The 18971-nt window shown below is 67.3% G+C and carries 15 protein-coding genes; 10 read left to right on the plus strand and 5 right to left on the minus strand.

What is annotated here, in order from left to right; all coding sequences use genetic code 11:
* Positions 1-225 precede the first annotated feature (225 nt).
* Together ACH34W_RS33135 and ACH34W_RS33140 are read left to right on the plus strand one after the other, a co-directional pair.
* Positions 226-594 (plus strand): BlaI/MecI/CopY family transcriptional regulator, encoded by a 369-nt coding sequence (locus ACH34W_RS33135; protein ID WP_395965084.1) that lies wholly within the window; start codon positions 226-228, stop codon positions 592-594.
* Positions 594-2450 (plus strand): LuxR C-terminal-related transcriptional regulator, encoded by a 1857-nt coding sequence (locus ACH34W_RS33140; protein WP_395965085.1) that lies wholly within the window; start codon positions 594-596, stop codon positions 2448-2450. Before ACH34W_RS33135 ends, ACH34W_RS33140 begins: the two co-directional genes overlap by 1 nt.
* On the opposite strand, the gene ACH34W_RS33145 is transcribed toward ACH34W_RS33140, so the two are convergent.
* Genes ACH34W_RS33145 through ACH34W_RS33160 form a run of 4 tightly spaced genes read right to left on the minus strand, consistent with a single transcriptional unit; the run spans position 2444 to position 10390 of the window.
* A complete protein-coding gene (locus ACH34W_RS33145; protein ID WP_395965086.1) occupies positions 2444-7621 on the minus strand; it encodes a type I polyketide synthase in 5178 nt (1725 codons plus the stop codon). The two genes, ACH34W_RS33140 and ACH34W_RS33145, sit on opposite strands and share 7 nt — an antisense overlap.
* Positions 7618-8304 carry an isochorismatase family protein gene (locus ACH34W_RS33150; RefSeq protein WP_395965087.1) on the minus strand — a complete coding sequence of 229 codons (687 nt, stop codon included), beginning with the start codon at positions 8302-8304 and terminating at the stop codon, positions 7618-7620. Before ACH34W_RS33150 ends, ACH34W_RS33145 begins: the two co-directional genes overlap by 4 nt.
* 26 nt (positions 8305-8330) lie before the next feature.
* Entirely contained in the window at positions 8331-9188 is an 858-nt protein-coding gene (locus ACH34W_RS33155; RefSeq protein WP_395965088.1) for a 2,3-dihydro-2,3-dihydroxybenzoate dehydrogenase, read from the minus strand.
* The gene (locus ACH34W_RS33160) at positions 9134-10390 is read right to left on the minus strand and encodes a 3-deoxy-7-phosphoheptulonate synthase (RefSeq protein WP_395965183.1); all 1257 of its coding nucleotides are present in this window, start codon (positions 10388-10390) and stop codon (positions 9134-9136) included. The genes ACH34W_RS33155 and ACH34W_RS33160 overlap by 55 nt, the downstream gene beginning before the upstream one ends.
* Before the next feature lie 217 nt (positions 10391-10607).
* Here ACH34W_RS33160 and ACH34W_RS33165 point away from each other — a divergent pair, with 217 nt between their 5' ends.
* From ACH34W_RS33165 to ACH34W_RS33190, 6 genes are all read left to right on the plus strand, one after another.
* The gene (locus ACH34W_RS33165) at positions 10608-12614 is read left to right on the plus strand and encodes an anthranilate synthase family protein (RefSeq protein WP_395965089.1); all 2007 of its coding nucleotides are present in this window, start codon (positions 10608-10610) and stop codon (positions 12612-12614) included.
* The gene (locus tag ACH34W_RS33170) at positions 12604-13656 is read left to right on the plus strand and encodes a ketoacyl-ACP synthase III family protein (RefSeq protein ID WP_395965090.1); all 1053 of its coding nucleotides are present in this window, start codon (positions 12604-12606) and stop codon (positions 13654-13656) included. The genes ACH34W_RS33165 and ACH34W_RS33170 overlap by 11 nt, the downstream gene beginning before the upstream one ends.
* Positions 13653-13901, plus strand: coding sequence for a phosphopantetheine-binding protein (locus ACH34W_RS33175; RefSeq protein WP_395965091.1), 249 nt, complete (start codon positions 13653-13655; stop codon positions 13899-13901). Before ACH34W_RS33170 ends, ACH34W_RS33175 begins: the two co-directional genes overlap by 4 nt.
* Positions 13898-15385, plus strand: a complete 1488-nt coding sequence (locus ACH34W_RS33180; protein WP_395965092.1) for an amidohydrolase family protein — start codon at positions 13898-13900, stop codon at positions 15383-15385. Before ACH34W_RS33175 ends, ACH34W_RS33180 begins: the two co-directional genes overlap by 4 nt.
* A complete protein-coding gene (locus tag ACH34W_RS33185) occupies positions 15382-16422 on the plus strand; it encodes a ketoacyl-ACP synthase III family protein (protein ID WP_395965093.1) in 1041 nt (346 codons plus the stop codon). The genes ACH34W_RS33180 and ACH34W_RS33185 overlap by 4 nt, the downstream gene beginning before the upstream one ends.
* A gap of 194 nt (positions 16423-16616) precedes the next feature.
* Entirely contained in the window at positions 16617-17240 is a 624-nt protein-coding gene (locus ACH34W_RS33190) for a DUF1326 domain-containing protein (protein WP_395965094.1), read from the plus strand.
* A gap of 14 nt (positions 17241-17254) precedes the next feature.
* Here ACH34W_RS33190 and ACH34W_RS33195 read toward each other — a convergent pair whose 3' ends face one another.
* Entirely contained in the window at positions 17255-18025 is a 771-nt protein-coding gene (locus tag ACH34W_RS33195; protein ID WP_395965095.1) for a DUF2182 domain-containing protein, read from the minus strand.
* A gap of 182 nt (positions 18026-18207) precedes the next feature.
* Between ACH34W_RS33195 and ACH34W_RS33200 the strand changes: the two genes are divergently transcribed.
* Positions 18208-18474 carry a hypothetical protein gene (locus ACH34W_RS33200; protein ID WP_395965096.1) on the plus strand — a complete coding sequence of 89 codons (267 nt, stop codon included), beginning with the start codon at positions 18208-18210 and terminating at the stop codon, positions 18472-18474.
* A gap of 49 nt (positions 18475-18523) precedes the next feature.
* A complete protein-coding gene (locus tag ACH34W_RS33205) occupies positions 18524-18967 on the plus strand; it encodes a VOC family protein (protein WP_395965097.1) in 444 nt (147 codons plus the stop codon).
* Positions 18968-18971: the final 4 nt, after the last annotated feature.

Consider the following 18971-nt stretch of genomic DNA (forward strand, 5'->3'; position numbering starts at 1 on the left):
CCGTAGGAGATCATCGGAATTGTTCGATCTTGGTATCCGAGATCGTTCCAGATTGGGTCGGTTTAGGTCGCTTCTGAGCGGGTACCGGCGCCACGCACTCATGGCATACATATGCCCCGTGGGGGTGAGAGAAGACCTGTATTACAAGGCTTCTCAGCCTGTCCACTCCCCCCGTAAGGTAGACGCGCCGCACGGAGAGAACCATTACCACTGGAGGTGAAGAGAGTGCGGGGATCTCTTGAGAGAGCAATTCTCCACGTTCTCTGGTCGACCGACCAAGAACTGCGGGGGCAAGAAGTCCTCGATCAATTCAACCGCACCAGGCGCGAGCCGATCGCCTATCCGACAGTCATGACCGTGCTCAAGCGCCTCATCGAAAAGGGCGCCGTCGTCCGCCGGAAGAACGGTCGCGCCTATATGTACCGGCCCACCTGCGACGACCCGGCAGGCCTGGACGTGCGACGCGTCCTCAAGGCTCACGGCGAGGCCGCCGTCGCCCGCTTCGTGGAACAGGCGGCAGCCGATCCCGGTCTGCGTACACAACTCCTCACCCGGGTGAATGAACACCGGGCCGACCGCATGCACCGCTCGTAGTGAACGACGGGAACCTGGCGATGCCGATCCACCGCGAAATCCCGCAATCCGGACAGCGGCGTGAAAACCACGAGGATCTGTCGGAACGCGTGCGCCAGTTGCTGCGCGTAGCAGCGATGCTGGGACTCGCGTTTCGCATCAGTGACGTCGCCCATCTGCTCCAGGAGACGGCCGCCACACTCTCGCCCGTGGTGGACGAGGCACTGCGCAGCGGCGTGCTCCGCGACCAGGGGGAACGCCTTGTGTTCAGCGATCCGGCAACGCGTCGGCGCGTGCTGGACCAGACTCCTTCGGCCGTCATGCATGCGCTGCGCTCCGATATCGACCGCATGCTCGGTGACCGGGTCGGCCCGCCTGTGGTCGTCACTCCGACTCTCGGCGAGATCCTGCGTGACTACGCACCGGAAAAGGCCCCCGCTGTCGTTCGCGGGTTGGCGCTGCACAAGGGTCCGGCGGCAGCCGAGGCAGTCGTCGCTGAATTGCTGGGCACGGGTGACTCCCAACCCCTGGACGCAGAGATCGGATGCGTTGCCGCGCACGTCCTGCTGTGGTCGGGTCGGCCGAGGGAAGCCAGCGATCTGGCCGAGCGGGTACTCAGAGCCGGCGCGGCCCGGCCACCCGTGATCGACCAGGCGCGCGCTGCTCAGCTGCTCGCGCAGCGCGTTCAGGGTGGAGCCCGGCCGGCCAAGCATCCGCCCTGCGCTCCAGATGATCGCTGTGGGTCCGCCAAGGCCGCAGAGACCGCGGCGAAAATCGTGCGAGCCGAGCTCTGCTGGAACGATGGAAAGCTCAGTGATGGGCTGCGGCTGGCTTGCGAGGCGGCTGAAGAAGCGAGCGGGACACCGTCGGCCTGGCTCCTGCTCCCCTGGCTCAGCGACGTCGACAAACTCGTCGCGGTCGGACACACCGATGCTGCCGGGCCGGCGTTGCGTCGTGCCATGCGGACCATCGAAGCCGACAGGCTCCACGCACACGCCGGGCTGATTGAGGCCAAACACGCGAATATGCTCCTGCGGGACGGCCAGTTGGCCGCCGCCGCTGAACGGGCGAGCACAGCGATCACCCTCTGCCGCGAGGCAGGAGCATCGCTCGTGGCGGCACGGGCTCTCGCCACGCTGGCGGGCACCGCCTTGCGCCAAGGAGATCTGCATTCCGCGTCCGGCTACATAGCCGAGTACCGCGCCGCGCAGGAGGCGTCGGCCGCCTTGCCCTCTCCCCAGTACGACTGGGTCGAACTGCGGCTGATCGCGGAAAGGGACGGACCGCGGGAGGCGCTCGGGCAGCTTCGTGGACGGCTCACAGGATTGACCGACTCGGCCGCCGTCTTCGCCGAGGAGCCCGGAGCCGCCGCCTTCCTGGTCAGGCTGGGCCTGGCCGGAGGTGACGGGGACCTCGCCGAGCTGGCGAGCTCTCGGGCGGAACAACTCGCAGCCGCTCACCCGCAATTCCCGGTCCTGACCATCGCGTCCGCCCACGCCAGGGGCCTGCTCGACGGCAGCCGGACGCAGCTGGCTCGTGCCGCGGTCGACCACCGGGACACCTGGGCGGCGGCGTGCGCGGCCATGGATCTGGAATCGCTGCCCACCGCCCAGCTCGTCAATCGGGCTGGGCCCGGCCCGATCGACGGGCCCAGCCCGCCCATCGCGGCAGAGCCGTCGAGGGCGGGCTGGGTTCCCTGGTCGCAGCTGACCGAGCGGGAGACGGCTGTCGCACAGCTGGCGGCCGAGGGTCTCACGAACCAGCAGATCGCCACCCGGATCCGGGTCTCGCCGCACACGGTCAACTACCACTTGCGCGGTGTGTTCCGTAAGTTGAACGTCCGCTCCCGGGTTGAGCTGGCTCGGCAGGTTCATTGAGGCTGAAGCTCCTTCTCCGCCTCGGTCTGCTGCTCGGCGGTCAGTTGCCCGGCGGTCAGGCGCTCGGCGAGATAACCGGCGACCTCCGTGACGGTCGGATGGGTCCACAGCAAGGTCGTCGGGATGTCGATCCGCAGCCGCTTCTCCAGCCTCCGCCGGATGCCGACCGTCATCACCGAATCAAGGCCGAGTTCTGGCAGTGGGCGCCGGATGTCCAGGTCAGCGGCCGGCAGCTTGATCTCGGCGCTGACCTGGGCGGCGACCTCGCCGACCAGGCGCTCCCTGGCCTGCTCGGCATCCAGGCCGACCAGCAGGTCGGCCGCGTTGGCCTCTCCGTCGTCGGCACGCTCGAACTCGAGCCGGCGCAGGATCGGCCGCACCCGCGCTCCCGCCTCGATCGGCACGGTCGGCATCACCGCGAGATAGGGCTCGTCCAGCCTGGCGGCGGACTCCCAGGCCTGGAAGGCCTCGGCGGGCGTGATGTCACCGACGCCGTGGTCACGCAGTTCCTGGTCGACCGCGTCGTTGGCGGCCATGCCCATTCCCCGCCACGAAGTCCAGGCGAGACTGACCGTGTCGGCATGCCGGTGGCGGGCCAGCGCGTCCAGGAAGGCGTTGCCCGAGGCATAACTGGCTTGACCGGTAAGGCCGAGCAGCAGGCCGTTGGAGGAGAAGAGCACGAGGAAGTCGAGCGTGCCCGGTGGGAACGCCTCATGCAGGGCCATCGCTCCCTCCACCTTCGGCCGCATCACCGTACGGAGGGACTGTTCGTCCAGGTCGTGAAGCAACCTGTTGTCGAGCAGGCCTGCCGCGTGCACCACACCTCGGACCGGCGGCATGCTCAGGGCCTCGTTGCCGCGCAATTGCCGGGCCTGCTCCGGATCAGCGATGTCCAGAGCGAGCACGCGAACGCTGACGCCGAGGGCCTCGAGCGCACGTACTCCGTCAGTACGGCGGCGCACCGCGGGATCGGTGGCGTCGTCCCAGGAGTCCCGTGGCGGCAGACCGGTGCGCCCGACCAGCACCAGGTGCCGCGCTCCACGCCCGGCCAGCCACCCGGCGATCTCCAGGCCGAGAACGCCGAGCCCTCCCGTGATCACGTACGTGCCGTCCGGATGGCAGGTCAGGGGCGGGCGGCTGGGTTCGGCTGCGACGGGCACCAGCCTGCACGCCTGAACCTGGCCCGACCGGACACCGAGCACGTCCTCTGGCGGCCGGGTGGACACCAGACACGCGAGGACGTCAAGATCGCTGTCACTGGGCTCGCGATCAAGATCGACCATGCCGCCCCAGACTTCAGGGTGCTCCCCTGCGATGATGCGCCCCAGCCCCCACAACGGTCCCTGAGCGAGGGCGGACTCGTCGGCGACTTCGCGAACGTCCGTGGTCACGGTCCAGAGGCGTGATCCGGCGTTGGCCTCAACGAGGAGCTGGGCTGTGCGGGCCAACCTCCACGTCTGCTGGATTGCGTTCTCGGCCACGTTCGCATCGCCGGCGCTCCCGGGCAGGACGATCACGTCGGCGGCGTCGGTCGTGGTCACCTCATCGGGGTCGAGCGTCCTCGTGACATCGATACCCGAAGCCTTAAAGTGGCGCAGCAGCCGATCGGCCAGGTCGGCTGTACCGCCGACCAGGATCATCGGCCGTTGCGCCTGCGGCGCCTTTTCCACCTCGATCCGTTCCCATTCGAGGCGATGCAGCAGGCGCGCAGGGTCGTTCTGGCTACCTGGGTCGCCGCCGAGCAAGGCAAAGCGCAGTCCAGCCATGCGGGCGACGGTCCGTCCGGCACGGTCGGCCACGGTCACGTCGACCACATCGTCACCACGCAACCGGACCTCTACCAAAGCTTGTCCCGGCGGCTCACCATTGATGCTGAGTTGCCGTAGGTAGGACGGCATCCGCAGCTCCGGATCGCCAGGGAACACCAGCGGCACGACCGTCAGGATCGCGTCGAACAGCGAAGCCCACGTGGAGTTGTCCGCGGTCACGGTGGCGAGCACGCCGTCCTGTCCTCCGGCCAGACGTTCGACCTTCCAGTGGAATCCGGTGTCGGCGACACCGATCTCATGGAGCCGCGCCAGGACAGAGGCCGGATCACGCCGCTCTCGATTGCGCGACAGAGCGCCCTCCAGATCGAACCGCCCCCCGGCCGATGTGTCCTCGGTCCCGACGGCAGCCGTGGTGTGCGTGACCCACGAGGCGCCGGCATCCTCCCCGCCCTCGCCTGCGAGGGTGCGGGAAGCCAGCCGGACCACACCATCCTGATGAACCACCTGGATCTGCTGCGGCTGTGTCACGAAGACCGGCGTTCGCAGGCTGATGTCGGTCAGCGCATCCGTGCCTGTGGCGTCCAGGAAGGTCGTGAACAGCACCGCCGCCGGCATGATCTCGACGCCGTGAATCGGGTGCGAGCCGGGGTAGGGACGCGTGTCCTGATCGAGGTAGGTTTCCCAGACCCGCAGGGACGGTGCTCCTGCCACGGCGATGGGCCGGCCGAGGAGGGTATGGGTGTCCACGTCGTGGCCCTGCACGGATGCCGAGGTCATGGCCGACGGCACGTACCAGAACGGCCGGTGCTGCCAGGCGATCAGAGGCAGCGGGGCCAGTTCACCGGCTGCGCGGGCCTCCCACCGGACCTTGCCGCCCTGGCAGTGCAGGTCGGCGAGGCTTCCGAGGAAGGTCTCTCTTTCGGGCCTGTCACGGCGCAACGTCGTGGCGACTGTCCCGTCCCGTACGGCCGCGTCGTCGAAGGTCTCGCCGATCGAGTGGGCGACGACCGGGTGAGCCGAGATCTCGAGGAAGACCCGGTGGCCGTCTTCGACTGCGGCTGAGACGGCGTCGTCGAGCCGTACCGGGTTGCGCAGGTTGGCGGCCCAGTAGCCACCATCGTGCCGTGGCCGTGCCCTCGGATCGTCCAGCGCGGTGGTGTAGAAGGGCAGGGCGGGCTCGACCGGTGTCAGGTCTTCAGCTGCCGCGGCGAGCTCGTCGAGGAGTTCATCCATCTGGGGACTGTGGAAAGCGACGTCGGACGCGACAGGTTTGACGGCGACGCCTTCGGCCTTCCATCGGTCGCTCAGCTCCTGCACACCTGGGACTTCACCGGAGATGACCGTCGAACTCGGAGACGGCCAGATCGCGGGCACCACGTCGGCGCGGCCGTCGAGCTGCTCACTGACCTCGGTGAACGGCAACGAGACCATCGCCATGGCACCCTTGCCCGCCACCCGGCGCAGCAATATGGACCTTCGGCAGATGAGCCGGGCACCATCGTGCCGGTCGAGGACCCCGGCGGTGACCGCCGCCGCGATCTCGCCGACCGAGTGCCCGATCACCGCGGCGGGACGGACTCCGTACGACCGCCAGAGGGCCGCCAGGCCGAGCTGCATCGCGAAGATCATCGGCTGGACTCGGTCGACCCCGCCGAGGTCCCCGGACTGCAGGACGTCCCGCGGGGTGAAGCCGATCTCTTCGGCGAACACGTCCCCGATGTCGTCGATGACCTCCGCGAACACCGGCTCTGCGGCCAGCAGTTCGCGCCCCATGCCGCTCCACTGGGAGCCGTGTCCGGAGAAGACCCATACCGGATCCTGCGGTGGGGTGGTCTTCGCACGGACCACGTCCTCTTCGGTCAGCTCGCCCAGTTTCGTCTCCAGCTCCGACCGGTCCTCTGTCACTACCGCAGCCCGGTACGGCAGATGTGTCCGCCGGGTCAGCAGCGTGTGGGCGACATCAGCGAGATCGCAGCGGCGTCCCTCACCGGCAAGCCAGTCCGCCAGCCGCTTCGCGTTGGCGCGGACGGCCTTCGGCGAAGCCCCGGACAGCGCGTAGATCAGTACTGGAGGCGCGGTTTCCCGGTCCTCTGTCCGGGATTGCTCTGTGGCTGTCCGGGCTTGCTCTGTGGCCTGCTCCAGGACGAGATGGGCGACGGTTCCGCCGTAGCCGAAGGACGAGACCGCGGCGCGTCGTGACGTCCGGCCGGTCGGCCAGGGATGCCGCTCCCTCACGACTTCCAGGCCGCACTGGTCCCACTCGATGGCCGGGTTCGGCGTCGTGAAGTTGACGGTGGGCGGCAGTTCGCCGTGACGGAGCGACATTACCGCCTTGATGACCCCGGCCACCCCCGCTCCTGCTTCAAGGTGACCGATGTTCGACTTCACCGAACCGATCAGGCAAGGACGCGCCGTCCCCGGCCTGCCGTAGACGGCGCCCAGTGCCCCGGCTTCCAGCGGGTCACCCATGCGGGTGCCGGTCCCGTGTGCCTCGACGTAGTCGACCGTGTCAGGCCGGACACCGGCGCGGTCCAGCGCCCGGCGCACAACATGCTCTTGGGCTTCGCCGCTGGGCGCCATGATGCCGTTGGTCCGGCCGTCCTGGTTCACCGCGCCGCCCCGGATGACGGCGAGGACCCGGTCGCCATCGCGTTCCGCGTCGGCGAGCCGTTTGAGGATCAAGAGGCCGCAGCCCTCTCCGCGCCCGTATCCGTCGGCGGTGGCGTCGAAGGACTTGGAGCGTCCGTCCGGCGAGATCGCGCCGGCCGCGTCGAGCACCATGGTGAGGCCGGGTCCGGCTATCAAATGCACGCCTCCTGCGATGGCCAGCGTGCTCTCCCCTGCGGCGAGGCTGTTGCAGGCCAGGTGGATCGCGACCAGGGACGACGAGCAGGCGGTGTCGACGGCCAGGCTCGGTCCGCGCAGGTCCAGCATGTACGAGACCCTGTTGGCGACCGCGCACATGCCCGCGCCGATGCCGGTCCACGCTTCGATGTTCGGCAGGTCCTCGAGCATCTGGCGTCCGTAGTCATCGGAGCCGACGCCGGCGAAGACCCCCACATCGGTCCCGGCCAAGCCCGAGGGCGGGATACCGGCGTCTTCCAGGGCCTGCCATGTGACTTCGAGCATGATGCGCTGCTGCGGGTCCATCATTTCCGCCTCGCGCGGCGTCACTCCGAAGAAGTCGGCGTCGAAACCGGCGGCGTCGCTGATGAACGACCCTTGCCGGGTCGCCTGTCGCAGCACGGGCCCGTACCGCGCCTCGTACGGCTCCCACCGTCCGGCCGGAACGGGGCCGGTGGCCTCGCCGCCCGCCATGAGGAACTCCCAGAGGTCGTCGGGAGAGTCGATCCCGGCGGGCAACCGGCAGCCCATCCCGACGATCGCGATCGGTTCCGTCATGAGATGGCTCCTTCCACACCGGCAGGGTGCCGGTTAGTGATCGAGGCATCGGTGATCGAGGCGAGGGCGGTAGAGGTCAGCGGGGTCCCGGCACAGCGTTCGGCGGCGTACCACAACGCGAGGCGGTGGTACTCCTCGGTGAAGTCGGCGATCGCGTCGGCCACGAGGAAGGTCTCGATATCGTGGCTGAAGGCGTCGCACGCTGTGATCAGGCAGCCCACATGTGCGTAGACCCCGCAGACGATGAGCTGGTCGCGTCCAGCCCGGACCATGTGGTCGAGCAGATCGCTGTTGTGGAAGGCGCTGTAGCGCCACTTGGTGAAGATCCGTTCGCCAGGGGCGGGGGCCAGTTCGCCGATGATGGCTCGGTGTTCCGGATCGGCTGACATTCCGGCGCCCCAGATGTCTTTCAGCAGACCCCGCTGTTCGTCGGACATCGACCCGGGCTGGGCGGTGTAGACGACGGGCACGTTCATCTCCCGGCAAGCGTCAAGCAGCAGCCGTACGTTGCGGACCAGGTCGGTCACCGGGGGAACACCCTGGGGGAAGAACCGGACGAAGTAGCGCTGCATGTCGTGGATCAGCAGTACGGCCCGCTCCGGTTGAATCGTCCACTGCGCCGTGTTCTCTGGTAGGTCGTGGGCACGGGGCATGGGGTAGGTCGTGATTTCGGGAATGGGCATTACTGGCACCTCCGGTCGAGGTGGCGTCAGCCGCCGAGCGCGGCACCGCCATCGACGAACAGGTTCTGCAGAGTGATCTGGCCGGCCCGGTCGGACAGCAGGAACATGACCGCAGCCGCCACATCCGCCGGCCTGGCGACCTTGCGAAGCGGAATGCCGACCCGGTGGTTTCCGGGATCACCCGCTATCGCCGCGCTGATCGCGTCGCCGTTCGCATGGAGGCTGTGCAGCATCGGAGTATCGGTGGAGCCAGGGGCGACGATGTTGCAGCGGATCTTGTAGGGGGCGAGCTCGAGACCAAGGCACCGTGTGAACGCGATGGCGGCCGCCTTTGAGGCTGCGTATGCGGCCATGTGGGTGCGCGGAACCGTTCCCGCGTTGGACGCTACGGTGACGATCGCCCCGCCGTCCCTGCCGACCCCGCCGTCCCTGCCGACCATCTTCTTGGCGACGGCACGGCAGACATGGAAGACACCGTCGTTGTTCACTGCGAACGTCGCCCGCCAAGCGTCATCGGTCTGCGACAGGACCGGTGCCGGATGCAGCACACCGGCCGCATTGACGAGGTAGTCGATCTGACCCAGTTCCTCTTCGACCCGATCCACGACATCGTCCACTTGGCGGCTGTCGGAAACGTCCACCTGATAGGGGATGATGTTGACCCCGTCTTTTCGCAGGGGTTTGACGATGGGCCGCAGACGTTCGCCATCACGGTCCAGCGCGGCGATGGCCGCACCGGCATCGGCCAGGGCTTCGATCAGTGCGGTCCCGATGCCACCGGCCGCACCGGTCACCATCACCAGTCTGTTCTCAAACTCCGACTCGGTCGTCACTCCGGCCTCCTGGTGGTCTGTGCTGAAGCTCGTGTTGTCGCCGCGTTCCAAGCGGCCGCCACCTGGACCGCCTGTTCGGGGTTGAGCCTCGGATCACAGGCGGTCGTGTAGCACACGTCCACCCGGCCCACGAACTGGTCGTTCGGAACGCACTCGGTCACAGGCTCAGGGGTGGCTTCGAGGTGGAGTCCGCCGACGATGCCGCCGACGTCGGCGACGATCGTGGTGAATTGCCGGACCTCACTCACGATCCGCTCGAGGTATCTCGTTTTCCGCCCGGCCGGCGTCGTCACCGTGTTGGCGTGCATCGGGTCGCACAGCCAGATGGCCGGATGACCTGCCGCTCGCACAGCGCTCACCAGATCCGGAAGGTGATCGGAGACCGCCTTGGCCCCCAGCCGTGCGATGAGGGTGAGCCTGCCCGGCTCACGGAGCGGATCCAGGATCGCGCACAGTGCGACGAGCTCGTCCACCTCCGTGGTCGGGCCGATCTTGCATGCGACCGGATTGGCCACGCTCGCCAGCAGCCTGACGTGAGCTCCCTCGGGCTGGCGGGTGCGGTCCCCGACCCAGGGCCAATGGGTCGATGACAACAACAACGCGCCATCGAGCCGACGCCTGAGCAGGGGCAGCTCATAATCCAGAAGCAGAGCCTCGTGACTGGTCCAGACGATGGGTTCGGCGCCGTCGCGAGGTTGGTTCCTCAAGAACGTCATGGCCGAGGCGGCCGCGTGATAGCAGGTGAGCAGGCGTACGGGGTCGGGCCGTCGCATGCCGGGCTCGGGCTGCGGGCTGTTGATGGCGTGCCCGCGAAAGACCGGGATCTCCGCATCACCCAGGCGCTCCACCGATGCCGACCGAGGCTTGCCGAACTGTCCGGCGAACCGTCCGACGTGGACCACCGGAAGGCCGGTCCCCCGCCGCATCACCGCGGCGAGCTGGTGCAGGAGCGAGATCTTCGGGATCAGTTCGTCCGGTGCGCACTCTCGTGGATCCTCCGCGCAGTCACCGGCTTGAATGATCTGGCGCCGCCCGTACGCCACGTCGGCGAGCAGCGTTCGAAGCCGGTTCACCTCGTCGAAGTCGACCAGCCCCGGCATATCGGCGAGCTCTGCGCGGGCCCTGGCAACCTGCACCGGGTCATCCCACTTGGGCTGCTGCGCGGCCGGCAACGGCAGCCATCGGGCGATCTCAAGACCGGACAGGGATTCATAAGCCGCGTTCTGGCCATTCCCTGTCCCTGTCCCTGTCACTGGATGCGGGGGCAATGGGCCTCCCAGGCAAGTACGGATAAATGAGCTAGGTCAGCAAATCTAGTTCGCCTGGCATAACGGAGGTACTACTCGTTCGAGTAGTTCGCGGTGATCAGCAAATGCCTGGCCCACACAGACGTGTAGTAGCGACTTGATCCCCCTTTTGCCATTGTCGAGACAAGCATTCTCTCGACCGCGAGAAGGGATCGGTGTGCACGTGGCGAAAGAGCTTCGAAGCTTCGTCGACCGCCTGGGCTCCGGCGCCGCGGGCCCGTTCGCGCTGATTTGCCGGGCGGACGATCCCGGGCGGGCAGACGTTCTGACCGGCGATATATGCACCGTCGGGAAGCTGGCCGATCTTCCGTCTGCCAGCCCGTCGCGGGGCGTGTCCCGGCACGAGATGCTCGCGCTGATTCCGTACCGGCAGATCGACGAACGCGGCTTCGCCTGCCGCGACGACGGGGAGCCGATCCGGGTCCTCACCGTGGCGGAGCAGGGCTGCGTGGACACGGCCAGCCTGCTCGAGTCGTTGCCACAGACCCCGGTCCGCCTCCGTGATGGCCGTTTCGACATCGACGACGACGGCTATGCCGAGATCGTCGGTGACGTCCAGGCCAGGGAGATCGGCGGAGGCCAGGGGTCGAACTTCGTCATCCACAGATCATTCGTGGCGGCCCTCGACGACTACACCCCGGCGCAGGCACTGGCGGTCTTCGGGAGGCTGCTGGCCGAAGAGACGGGCGCGTACTGGACATTCGTCGCCCATACCGGCGACCGGACCTTCGTCGGAGCCAGCCCCGAACAGCACGTCGGGTTGCAGGGCGGCACCGTCACCATGAATCCCATCAGCGGCACCCACCGGTATGGGCCGCTCGGCCCTTCGGTCAGCCAGACCCTTGATTTCCTCACGGATCGCAAAGAGGCCGACGAGCTCTACATGGTGGTCGACGAAGAACTGAAGATGATGGCGCGAATATGTGATCCAGGAGTGCGGCTGCATGGACCGCGGCTCCGCGAAATGGCGCGGTTGGCGCACACGGAATACCTGCTCAGCGGTCACAGCACGGCTTCTGTTCAGGACATTCTCCGAACCACGATGTTCGCGCCCACCGTCACCGGTAGCCCGTTGGAGAACGCCTGCCGGACCATCAGCCGTTACGAGCCGTTCGGCCGTGGCTACTACAGCGGAATCGCGGCGCTCATCGGCATCGACGAAGCCGGTGACCCCACCGTGGACTCGACGATCCTCATCCGCTGCGCCGACATTCACGACGACGGCCGGGTGCGCATCGGCGTCGGCGCGACTCTGGTACGTCACTCTGACCCGCAATCCGAAGTGGCCGAGACGAAAGCCAAGGCGGCCACGATCCTCAACGCGTTCCGGGGGGAGGACGACCCCTCCGGTAGCGCGCCGAGCCCTCAGACTCGTTGCGTCGGCGCCGACCCCGCCGTCCAGGAAGCACTACGCCGGCGCAACGCCACACTCGCACGCTTCTGGCTGGGCGACGACGTTCCAGCCAGTGCATCGCCGGTATCCCGGCTGGCCGGCAAGCGGGTGCTCATCGTGGACGCGGAGGACACCTTCACATCCATGATCGGGCACCAGCTCCGGGCGCTGCACCTCGATGTCACGATCCGCAGGTACGACGAGCCGTGCACGCCCGAATCGTTCGACCTCGTCGTCGTTGGACCGGGTCCAGGCGACCCCTGCGACGACCGATCCAGGAAGACAAGGCTGATACGACACCTCATCAGTGAGCTTCTGCGGCAACGACGACCCTTCTTGGCCGTCTGCTTCGGACACCAGGTGCTATGCCGGGAGCTTGGGCTGACGGTGTCGTGCCTGGAGGTGCCGAACCAGGGCCTCCAGCGTGAGATCGACCTGTTCGGACGGCGGACCCGGGTCGGCTTCTATAACACCTTCATGGCCGGGGCGGACGGCGACCACTTCATCAGCCCGGCAGCCGGCGGCACCGTGGAGGTCAGCCGCGACGGCGACACCGGGCACGTTCATGCCCTGCGCGGGCCTGGATTCCGGTCCCTGCAGTTCCACGCCGAGTCGGTCCTCAGCACCGACGGCATCACGATCTTGGGCGAGCTGCTCGCCGGCCTTGTCGCCGCACAGCCCGGCAACCTCGCCGCCGCACAGCCCGGCGACCCTCTCCCCGCACAGCCCGAACTACCTTCCGACACCAACACCCGGGAGTACGGACATGCGCATTGACGACATGTATCTGGCCGGCATCGGGCTCCACGTTCCCGAAAAGGTCAGTACTGACCAGGCCGTGGAGCGCGGCTGGTACGACCCCGCCGACCAGGCGGCCAGCGGAATGCTGGCGGTGACCGTCGCGGATGAGACACCTGCCCCCGACATGGCGATCCAGGCCGCACGGCAAGCGATCGAAATGTCCGGGCTAGAGGTCGACGCCTTCGCCGGGCTCTTTCACAGCAACGTGCACTATCAGGGGCCGGACGGGTGGTCGGCGCATCACTACGTCCTCCGCAAGACTCTGGACACGCCGGTTCCGGCGATGGAGCTGCGCCAGGGGTGCAACGGCATGCTCGCGGGCATTCAGCTCGGCACCTGTTATCTGCGCGCCGTCCCAGACCGCACCGCTCTGCTGCTCACGTCAGGAGACAACTTCTCCACACCGGCGGTGGACCGCTGGCGTTCCTCCAAACGTTTCATCCTCGGCGACGGTGGTGCGGCTGTGGTCGTGGCCAAACACGGCGGCTTCGCCCGGATCGTCGCCGCCGCTTCACAGTCGAACCCCGAGATGGAGGAACTCCATCGCGGTGGAGAGACGCTCTTCCCGCCTGGCATCACGCTCGGGCAGAAGATGGACCTCGAAACGCGGATGGAGTACTGGCGCAAGCAGTGGGCCAGCGGGGTCACTCCGCCGATGGGGCATATGGGTGACCTGGTCCGGGGCGCCGTCGATTCCGCTCTTGACGATGCCGGGATGTCCCTGTCGGACATCACCCGGGTCGCCCACGTGCATTTCGCCGCCGACGCCCTGCGCGAGATGTACATGGACCCGCTCGGCATCGACGAGCGCAAACACGGCACCTGGGAGTTCGCCCGCCGGATGGGGCACGCCGGGGCGGTCGACGCGGTCGCCGGTCTGCACCACCTCTGGACCAGCGGCCAGGTCGGCGAGGGCGATCACGTCCTGCTCCTCGGCGCCACTCCCGGGATGGAGGCCGGCTGCGCCATCGTCGAGATCCTCCAGTCCGCGGACCAGCGGAGGGAGACCCTGAAGTGATCACCCGCGACTCGGTCTGCGAGGCCGTGGCGGAACGGCTCGAATCACCTCCGGACCAGATCCCCGGAGACACCAACCTCGTCCAGCTCGGGCTGACCTCGCTCGATCTGATGGCGCTCGTGAACGACTGGCGCCGGGTGGGCCTGCCGGTCGTCTTCCGTGAGCTCGTCCGCGAACCCACCATGGACGGCTGGTGGCGGTATCTGGAGCGCCTCCAGGATGAGCATGCGGAGGTTTCGCCGTGACCTCGTCAAGCCTGCTCGTCGAAGGCGGGTTCATCTACACCGCCGACGAGCACCACACCATCCTCCCGTCAGGCTCCGTCCTCATCGTGGACGATCGAATCGTCGCCGTGGGCGATCGTGCGGAGGTGGCCGATGCGCTCGCACGGTTTCCGAAGGAGGCCGGCGACCGGATCCAGCGCGTGAACGCCGAAGGCATGCTCGTTCTGCCTGGGCTGGTCAACGCCCACTGGCACGAGATGTTCGCGCTCCGCTTGCCGTTCAAGGGGGCGCTGCGCGATCCGTCCGATCGCGACGACGCTCCCGGGTTCATGGCTCATGGCGGGGACATCCCGAAGTTGTCGCTCGCCTTCGACTCGTTCTCCCATGTCAGCGACGGCATGACCGAGGACGAAGCCGATGCGATCGCCCGCTACTCACTCTGGACACAGCTTCGATCAGGCACCACCACCGTCGGTGATGCCGGGTCGCTGAACCGGCCTGACCAGGTCGCCCACGCCGCACAGGCGCTCGGCATACGCGCCTCGATCACCACATGGGCCAGCGATGCCGTGTGTCCACCCGGTGAGAACAAATACCGCCGCACCCGCGATGCGGACGCGGTGCTGAGCTCCATCGAAGAGCTGCTGCAGCGATATCCCAGCGAACCCGGCGGCCTCGTGCGCTCTGCCCCGTCGGCCCTGTACGTCACCAACCTCTCTGACGAGCTCGGCCACGGATTGCGAGACCTGGCGGAGCGCTACGACACACCGTTCCTCACTCATGTCGGCGCGCTGCGCAACGAACCCGAGGCCGTCCGGACGTACTACGGCACCACGTCGGTACGCCGGCTGGACGACCTCGGTCTGTTGTCGGAACGGCTGATGGCCATCCACTGTGCGTTCGCCGATCAGGAGGAACGCGAACGCCTGGTGGCATCGAACGTTCACATCAGCCACTCGCCGGCGAAGTACGGCAGCACCGGCGAGTCGACCATGAGCGAGACCAAGGCCATCCCCGAACTGATGAGGTCCGGCCTGGACGTGTCACTGTCGACCGACGGCGGGAGTCTTCCGGTCGGCGGGATGCCCGAGGCCATGGCCGCCGCATGGCAGGTGCACAACGAGATGGCCGCCGACCCGTGCCACGTGCCGCCGACCCAGGCGCTGGCGATGGCGACCCGGCTTGCGGCGCGCGGGCTGCGCTGGGCGGACGAGATCGGCAGCCTGGAGGAAGGCAAGCAGGCCGACCTCGTCCTCATCCGGGCCGACGACTGGCGCTACCTGCTCAGTCCGCGCCCCTTGGAGGCGTTCTTGACACTGGGCGGCTCGAACGACGTGGACACGGTCATCGTGGCCGGGAAGATCCGTCTGTCCGGCGGGCACCATCCCGAGTTCGATGAGGCCGAGCTCACCGACCACTATCTACGCGCCCTGCGCTCGTTCTCCACACGGCAGCTCGACCTGGATGAGGCTGTCCTGGCGCGAGTCTTCGACGAGAGGCCATGATGCGACCCGATGTCCACATCGCAGGAGTCGGCGGCTACTTTCCCAAAGCCGTACCAGTCGACGAAGCGATCGCCAATGGCGACTACAGCACGCAGGCACAAGAGCAGACGGGTCAGCGACGTGTGGCGATAGTCGGCGAGGACGACACCCTTCCGACGATGGCGGTCCACGCTGGCAGGCGCGCTCTTGACCGATCGAGGCACGCACCCGGCGACGTCGGCCTCCTCCTCCACGCGGCGACCAGCTACAACGGCCTGGACGGCTGGAACATCGGCTCGTACCTCCAGAAAGAGATCCTGGACGGCGCCGGCCTGTCCTTTGAAGTCCGGCAGCTGTCCAACGGCTCCGTGGGTTCGGTGGAACTGGCAGCCCGTTACCTGGCAGCCACCCCCGAGACCCAGGCCGCGATGATCACTGCCGCGGACCAGTTCACGGAACCGTACTGGAACCGCTGGACCAGCAACATGGGCATGGTCTTCGGCGACGGCGCCAGCGCGGCCGTGCTCTCGCGGCAGGGCGGCTTCGCGCGCGTGCTCTCCGTGGTCACCGAGACAGCGCCAGAGCTCGAACCGTTGCACCGCGGAAGCCAGCCCTTCCAACCAGGCCCGGCCGCCGACCAGTTCCCCGTCAGCCTGTGGATGCGCAGCCTGGAGTGCTACGACGAGATGGACCCGGACGACGTGGCCGACCGTATGGTCCGGGGTCTCTGCGCCTCTGCGAACGGCGCAGCCGAAGAAGCCGGGATCGCGATCGACGACGCCGCCCGATACGTCGTCCCCAGCTTCGGGCGTGAGCTCGTCGAGAAGGAATGCCTCGGACCCCTGGGCATCGACGTCGACCGTACGACCTGGGACTGGGGGATGGACGTCGGCCACTGCGGGACCGCCGACCACTTCGGAGGCCTGAGCCATCTCGCCGAGTCCGGCCATCTCGACCAGGGCGACCGGGTGGTGCTGATCAGTGTGGGAGGCGGTTTCAACTGGACGACCATCGTCCTGGAAATCTTGGAAAGTCCGGATCACTGGGCTGCGAAGTGACTGTCTTTACATCGGCGGTGTTTACATGCGGAAATTAGCGGGCTTAGCGTGAGGGGAGTCACATTCAGGGAGGGCTTGGGTTTGCCTGGGCCTTGATAACGATCAGGACGCCGTTGACGTTTTCGCGGCGGGTGTCGTGTCCCCCAGGGCGGTCGTGTGCGGGCGTGTGGCGATGCCTGGGGAACGGGGGGATCATGGCGTATACGATTTCCGGCAATTACCTGGCGAGTTGTTCCTGCGTCCTGGTGTGCGGGTGCGCCATGGACGCGCAACCGAGGGACGCGCAGGGGGACGAGCAGTGCCGGGGCACCGCGGTGTTCCACATCGCGGACGGGCACCTCGGCGACGTTGATCTGTCGGGGGTCGACTTCGCGTTCTACAACTACTTCCCGTCCCACCTGACGGCAGGTGACTGGAAGCTGGGGCTCGTGGTGGACAGCGACGCCGGGGAGGAGCAGGCGGACGCGGTCGAGCGGATCCTGACGGGCCGCGAGGGCGGGCCCTTCGGCGAGCTGTCGCAGTTCTTCGGCGAGTACCTGGGCATGCGGCGGGCGCAGATCTCCCTGACGGACGGGGACAAGCCGGCACTTGAGATCGAGGGACTCAGCGAGATCCGGTACGAGCCGCTCACCGGCCCCGACGGAAACCCGACAACGGTGAAGAACGCGCAGTTCGGGTTCGCGCCCGAATTCGAGATCGGCCGCACCGAGGGGCATTCCGACGCGTTCGACCTGGGCTTCGGGCCCGAGTACGGCGAGCGCGGTGAATACACCTTCTCCACCGAACAGACGGAAGGGCAACCCAGCGGGCGCATCTGAGGTGGCTCGCCCGATCACATCTCCGACATCGTCAGGCCGGGCAGGAGCCAGTCCTGGAAGGGGGCCAGGGCGGCGAGAACCAGGAACACGATTCCGGCTGCCCGCGACAGCGCGGCTCCATGGCGCCACAGCTTCTCCAGGAAGATCAGGGCGGCCAGCGCGGCGATCGCGGCGACGTTCATGACGCCCAGCGGGATGAGCACGACCATCAGGGCCCAGCAGCAGCCCAGGCAGTAGCCGCCATGGTGGACGCCGACCCGCAGATCGCGCGCCCACGGCCGGAAGGCGGCGTAACGCAGGAGCTGGGCCATGGGGCTGCGGCAGTGCCGCAGGCAGATGCTCTTCAACGGCCCAAGCTGGTAGAGCCCGGCCAGCGCGAACGCTCCGGCCCCGATCCAGCGTCCTATGCCGGGGTCGCGTTCCACCAGGTCTCCCGTCAGCGTCATTCCGCCGTACGCAAGGAGACCGAAAGCCGTCCAGACCAGCAGGTAGCCGCCGACGAACTGAACGGTCCGCGCCACGCGCGCGGGGCCCGCCGACCCTCGCCCGATGGCCCGTCCCCAAGTCAGGGCCACCGGCGCCACCGACGGCAGCATCATCGCCGTCATCATGACCAGCCAGAGCAGCAGGAACAGCGGCAGCGCCATGCCCATGGTGCCGGGCTCAACGCCCATGTCGCGCGCCTGTCCCACTGTGAACACCCACGCCAGAACGGACAGAAGGATCATGACCGTCCAGGCAAGGATCACGTCCCCCAGAGGCAAGAGACCGTTGGTGCTGCGCATGGTGAAATCCCCCTGTGCCCAGCAGAGCACAGGGTCGTTAAAGCGATCTCAGTGGTTGGTCAAGTACTTGGCGAAGCGTTCCTCAGGCCCCTTCGCCGGTCAGACTGAGGTCAAGTGAGGCTCGACCGGGTGGAGAGCGGTCGTCGCGATGATGTGTGCATCCGAGCATTGAAGGGCGCCTCATGCATCGCGACACGCCGGGCCCGGGCCGCCTCAGAAGGATTCTCAGCCGCGTTGTCCCGCACCTGCTCCGTGGTTTGGCCTACGCCGGCGCGAGCGCATGGATGTGCGCGCCGGTCGTCGACTACTTGAGGGGGACAAACCAGGAGCCGGACGTTGAAGGGGACGCCGATCCGGATCGCGTCACGCCCTACGCGGATCTCCGCGAGCAAGATCGGCGAATGTTCCTGGAATTCGACGCGATGGTCGAGGCAGAGGACGCGCCCTGACCGGTGTGGTCGCAGCGGAACGGCGGGCGCATACGAAGGAGCTGCCATCATGTCAACCGCTGTCACGCAGAAGATCGCCATCTTTCTGGGGTTCGATGGAAACGCCGAAGAGGCGATGAACTTTTATACGTCGCTGTTCGAGGATGGCGAGGTCCTGCAGGTCATCCGTGCTCGCGCGGAAGACCCGGGGTGGGCCGAGGGAACGCTGCAGTACGGCATCTTCCGGGTCGCGGGCCAGCAACTCGTCTGTATGAACACGCCGCCTCCGGAAAGCCCGTTGCACGGCACCGCGCGCTGGCAGGATTTCACGGTGAATCCAGCCGTGACGCTGTACGCGCAGCGTCATTCGCGGGAAGACTTTGACAAGCTCTACGACGCGCTCAGCGAAGGCGGCGAGGTGTACATGCCGGCGCAGAACTACGGCTTCAGCCCGAGGTTCGCGTGGGTGAACGACCGTTTTGGGATCTCATGGCGGATCGACTTGTCCTCATGAGCCG

This window comes from Actinomadura sp. 6N118 (assembly GCF_044326415.1).
GTDB lineage: Bacteria > Actinomycetota > Actinomycetes > Streptosporangiales > Streptosporangiaceae > Spirillospora.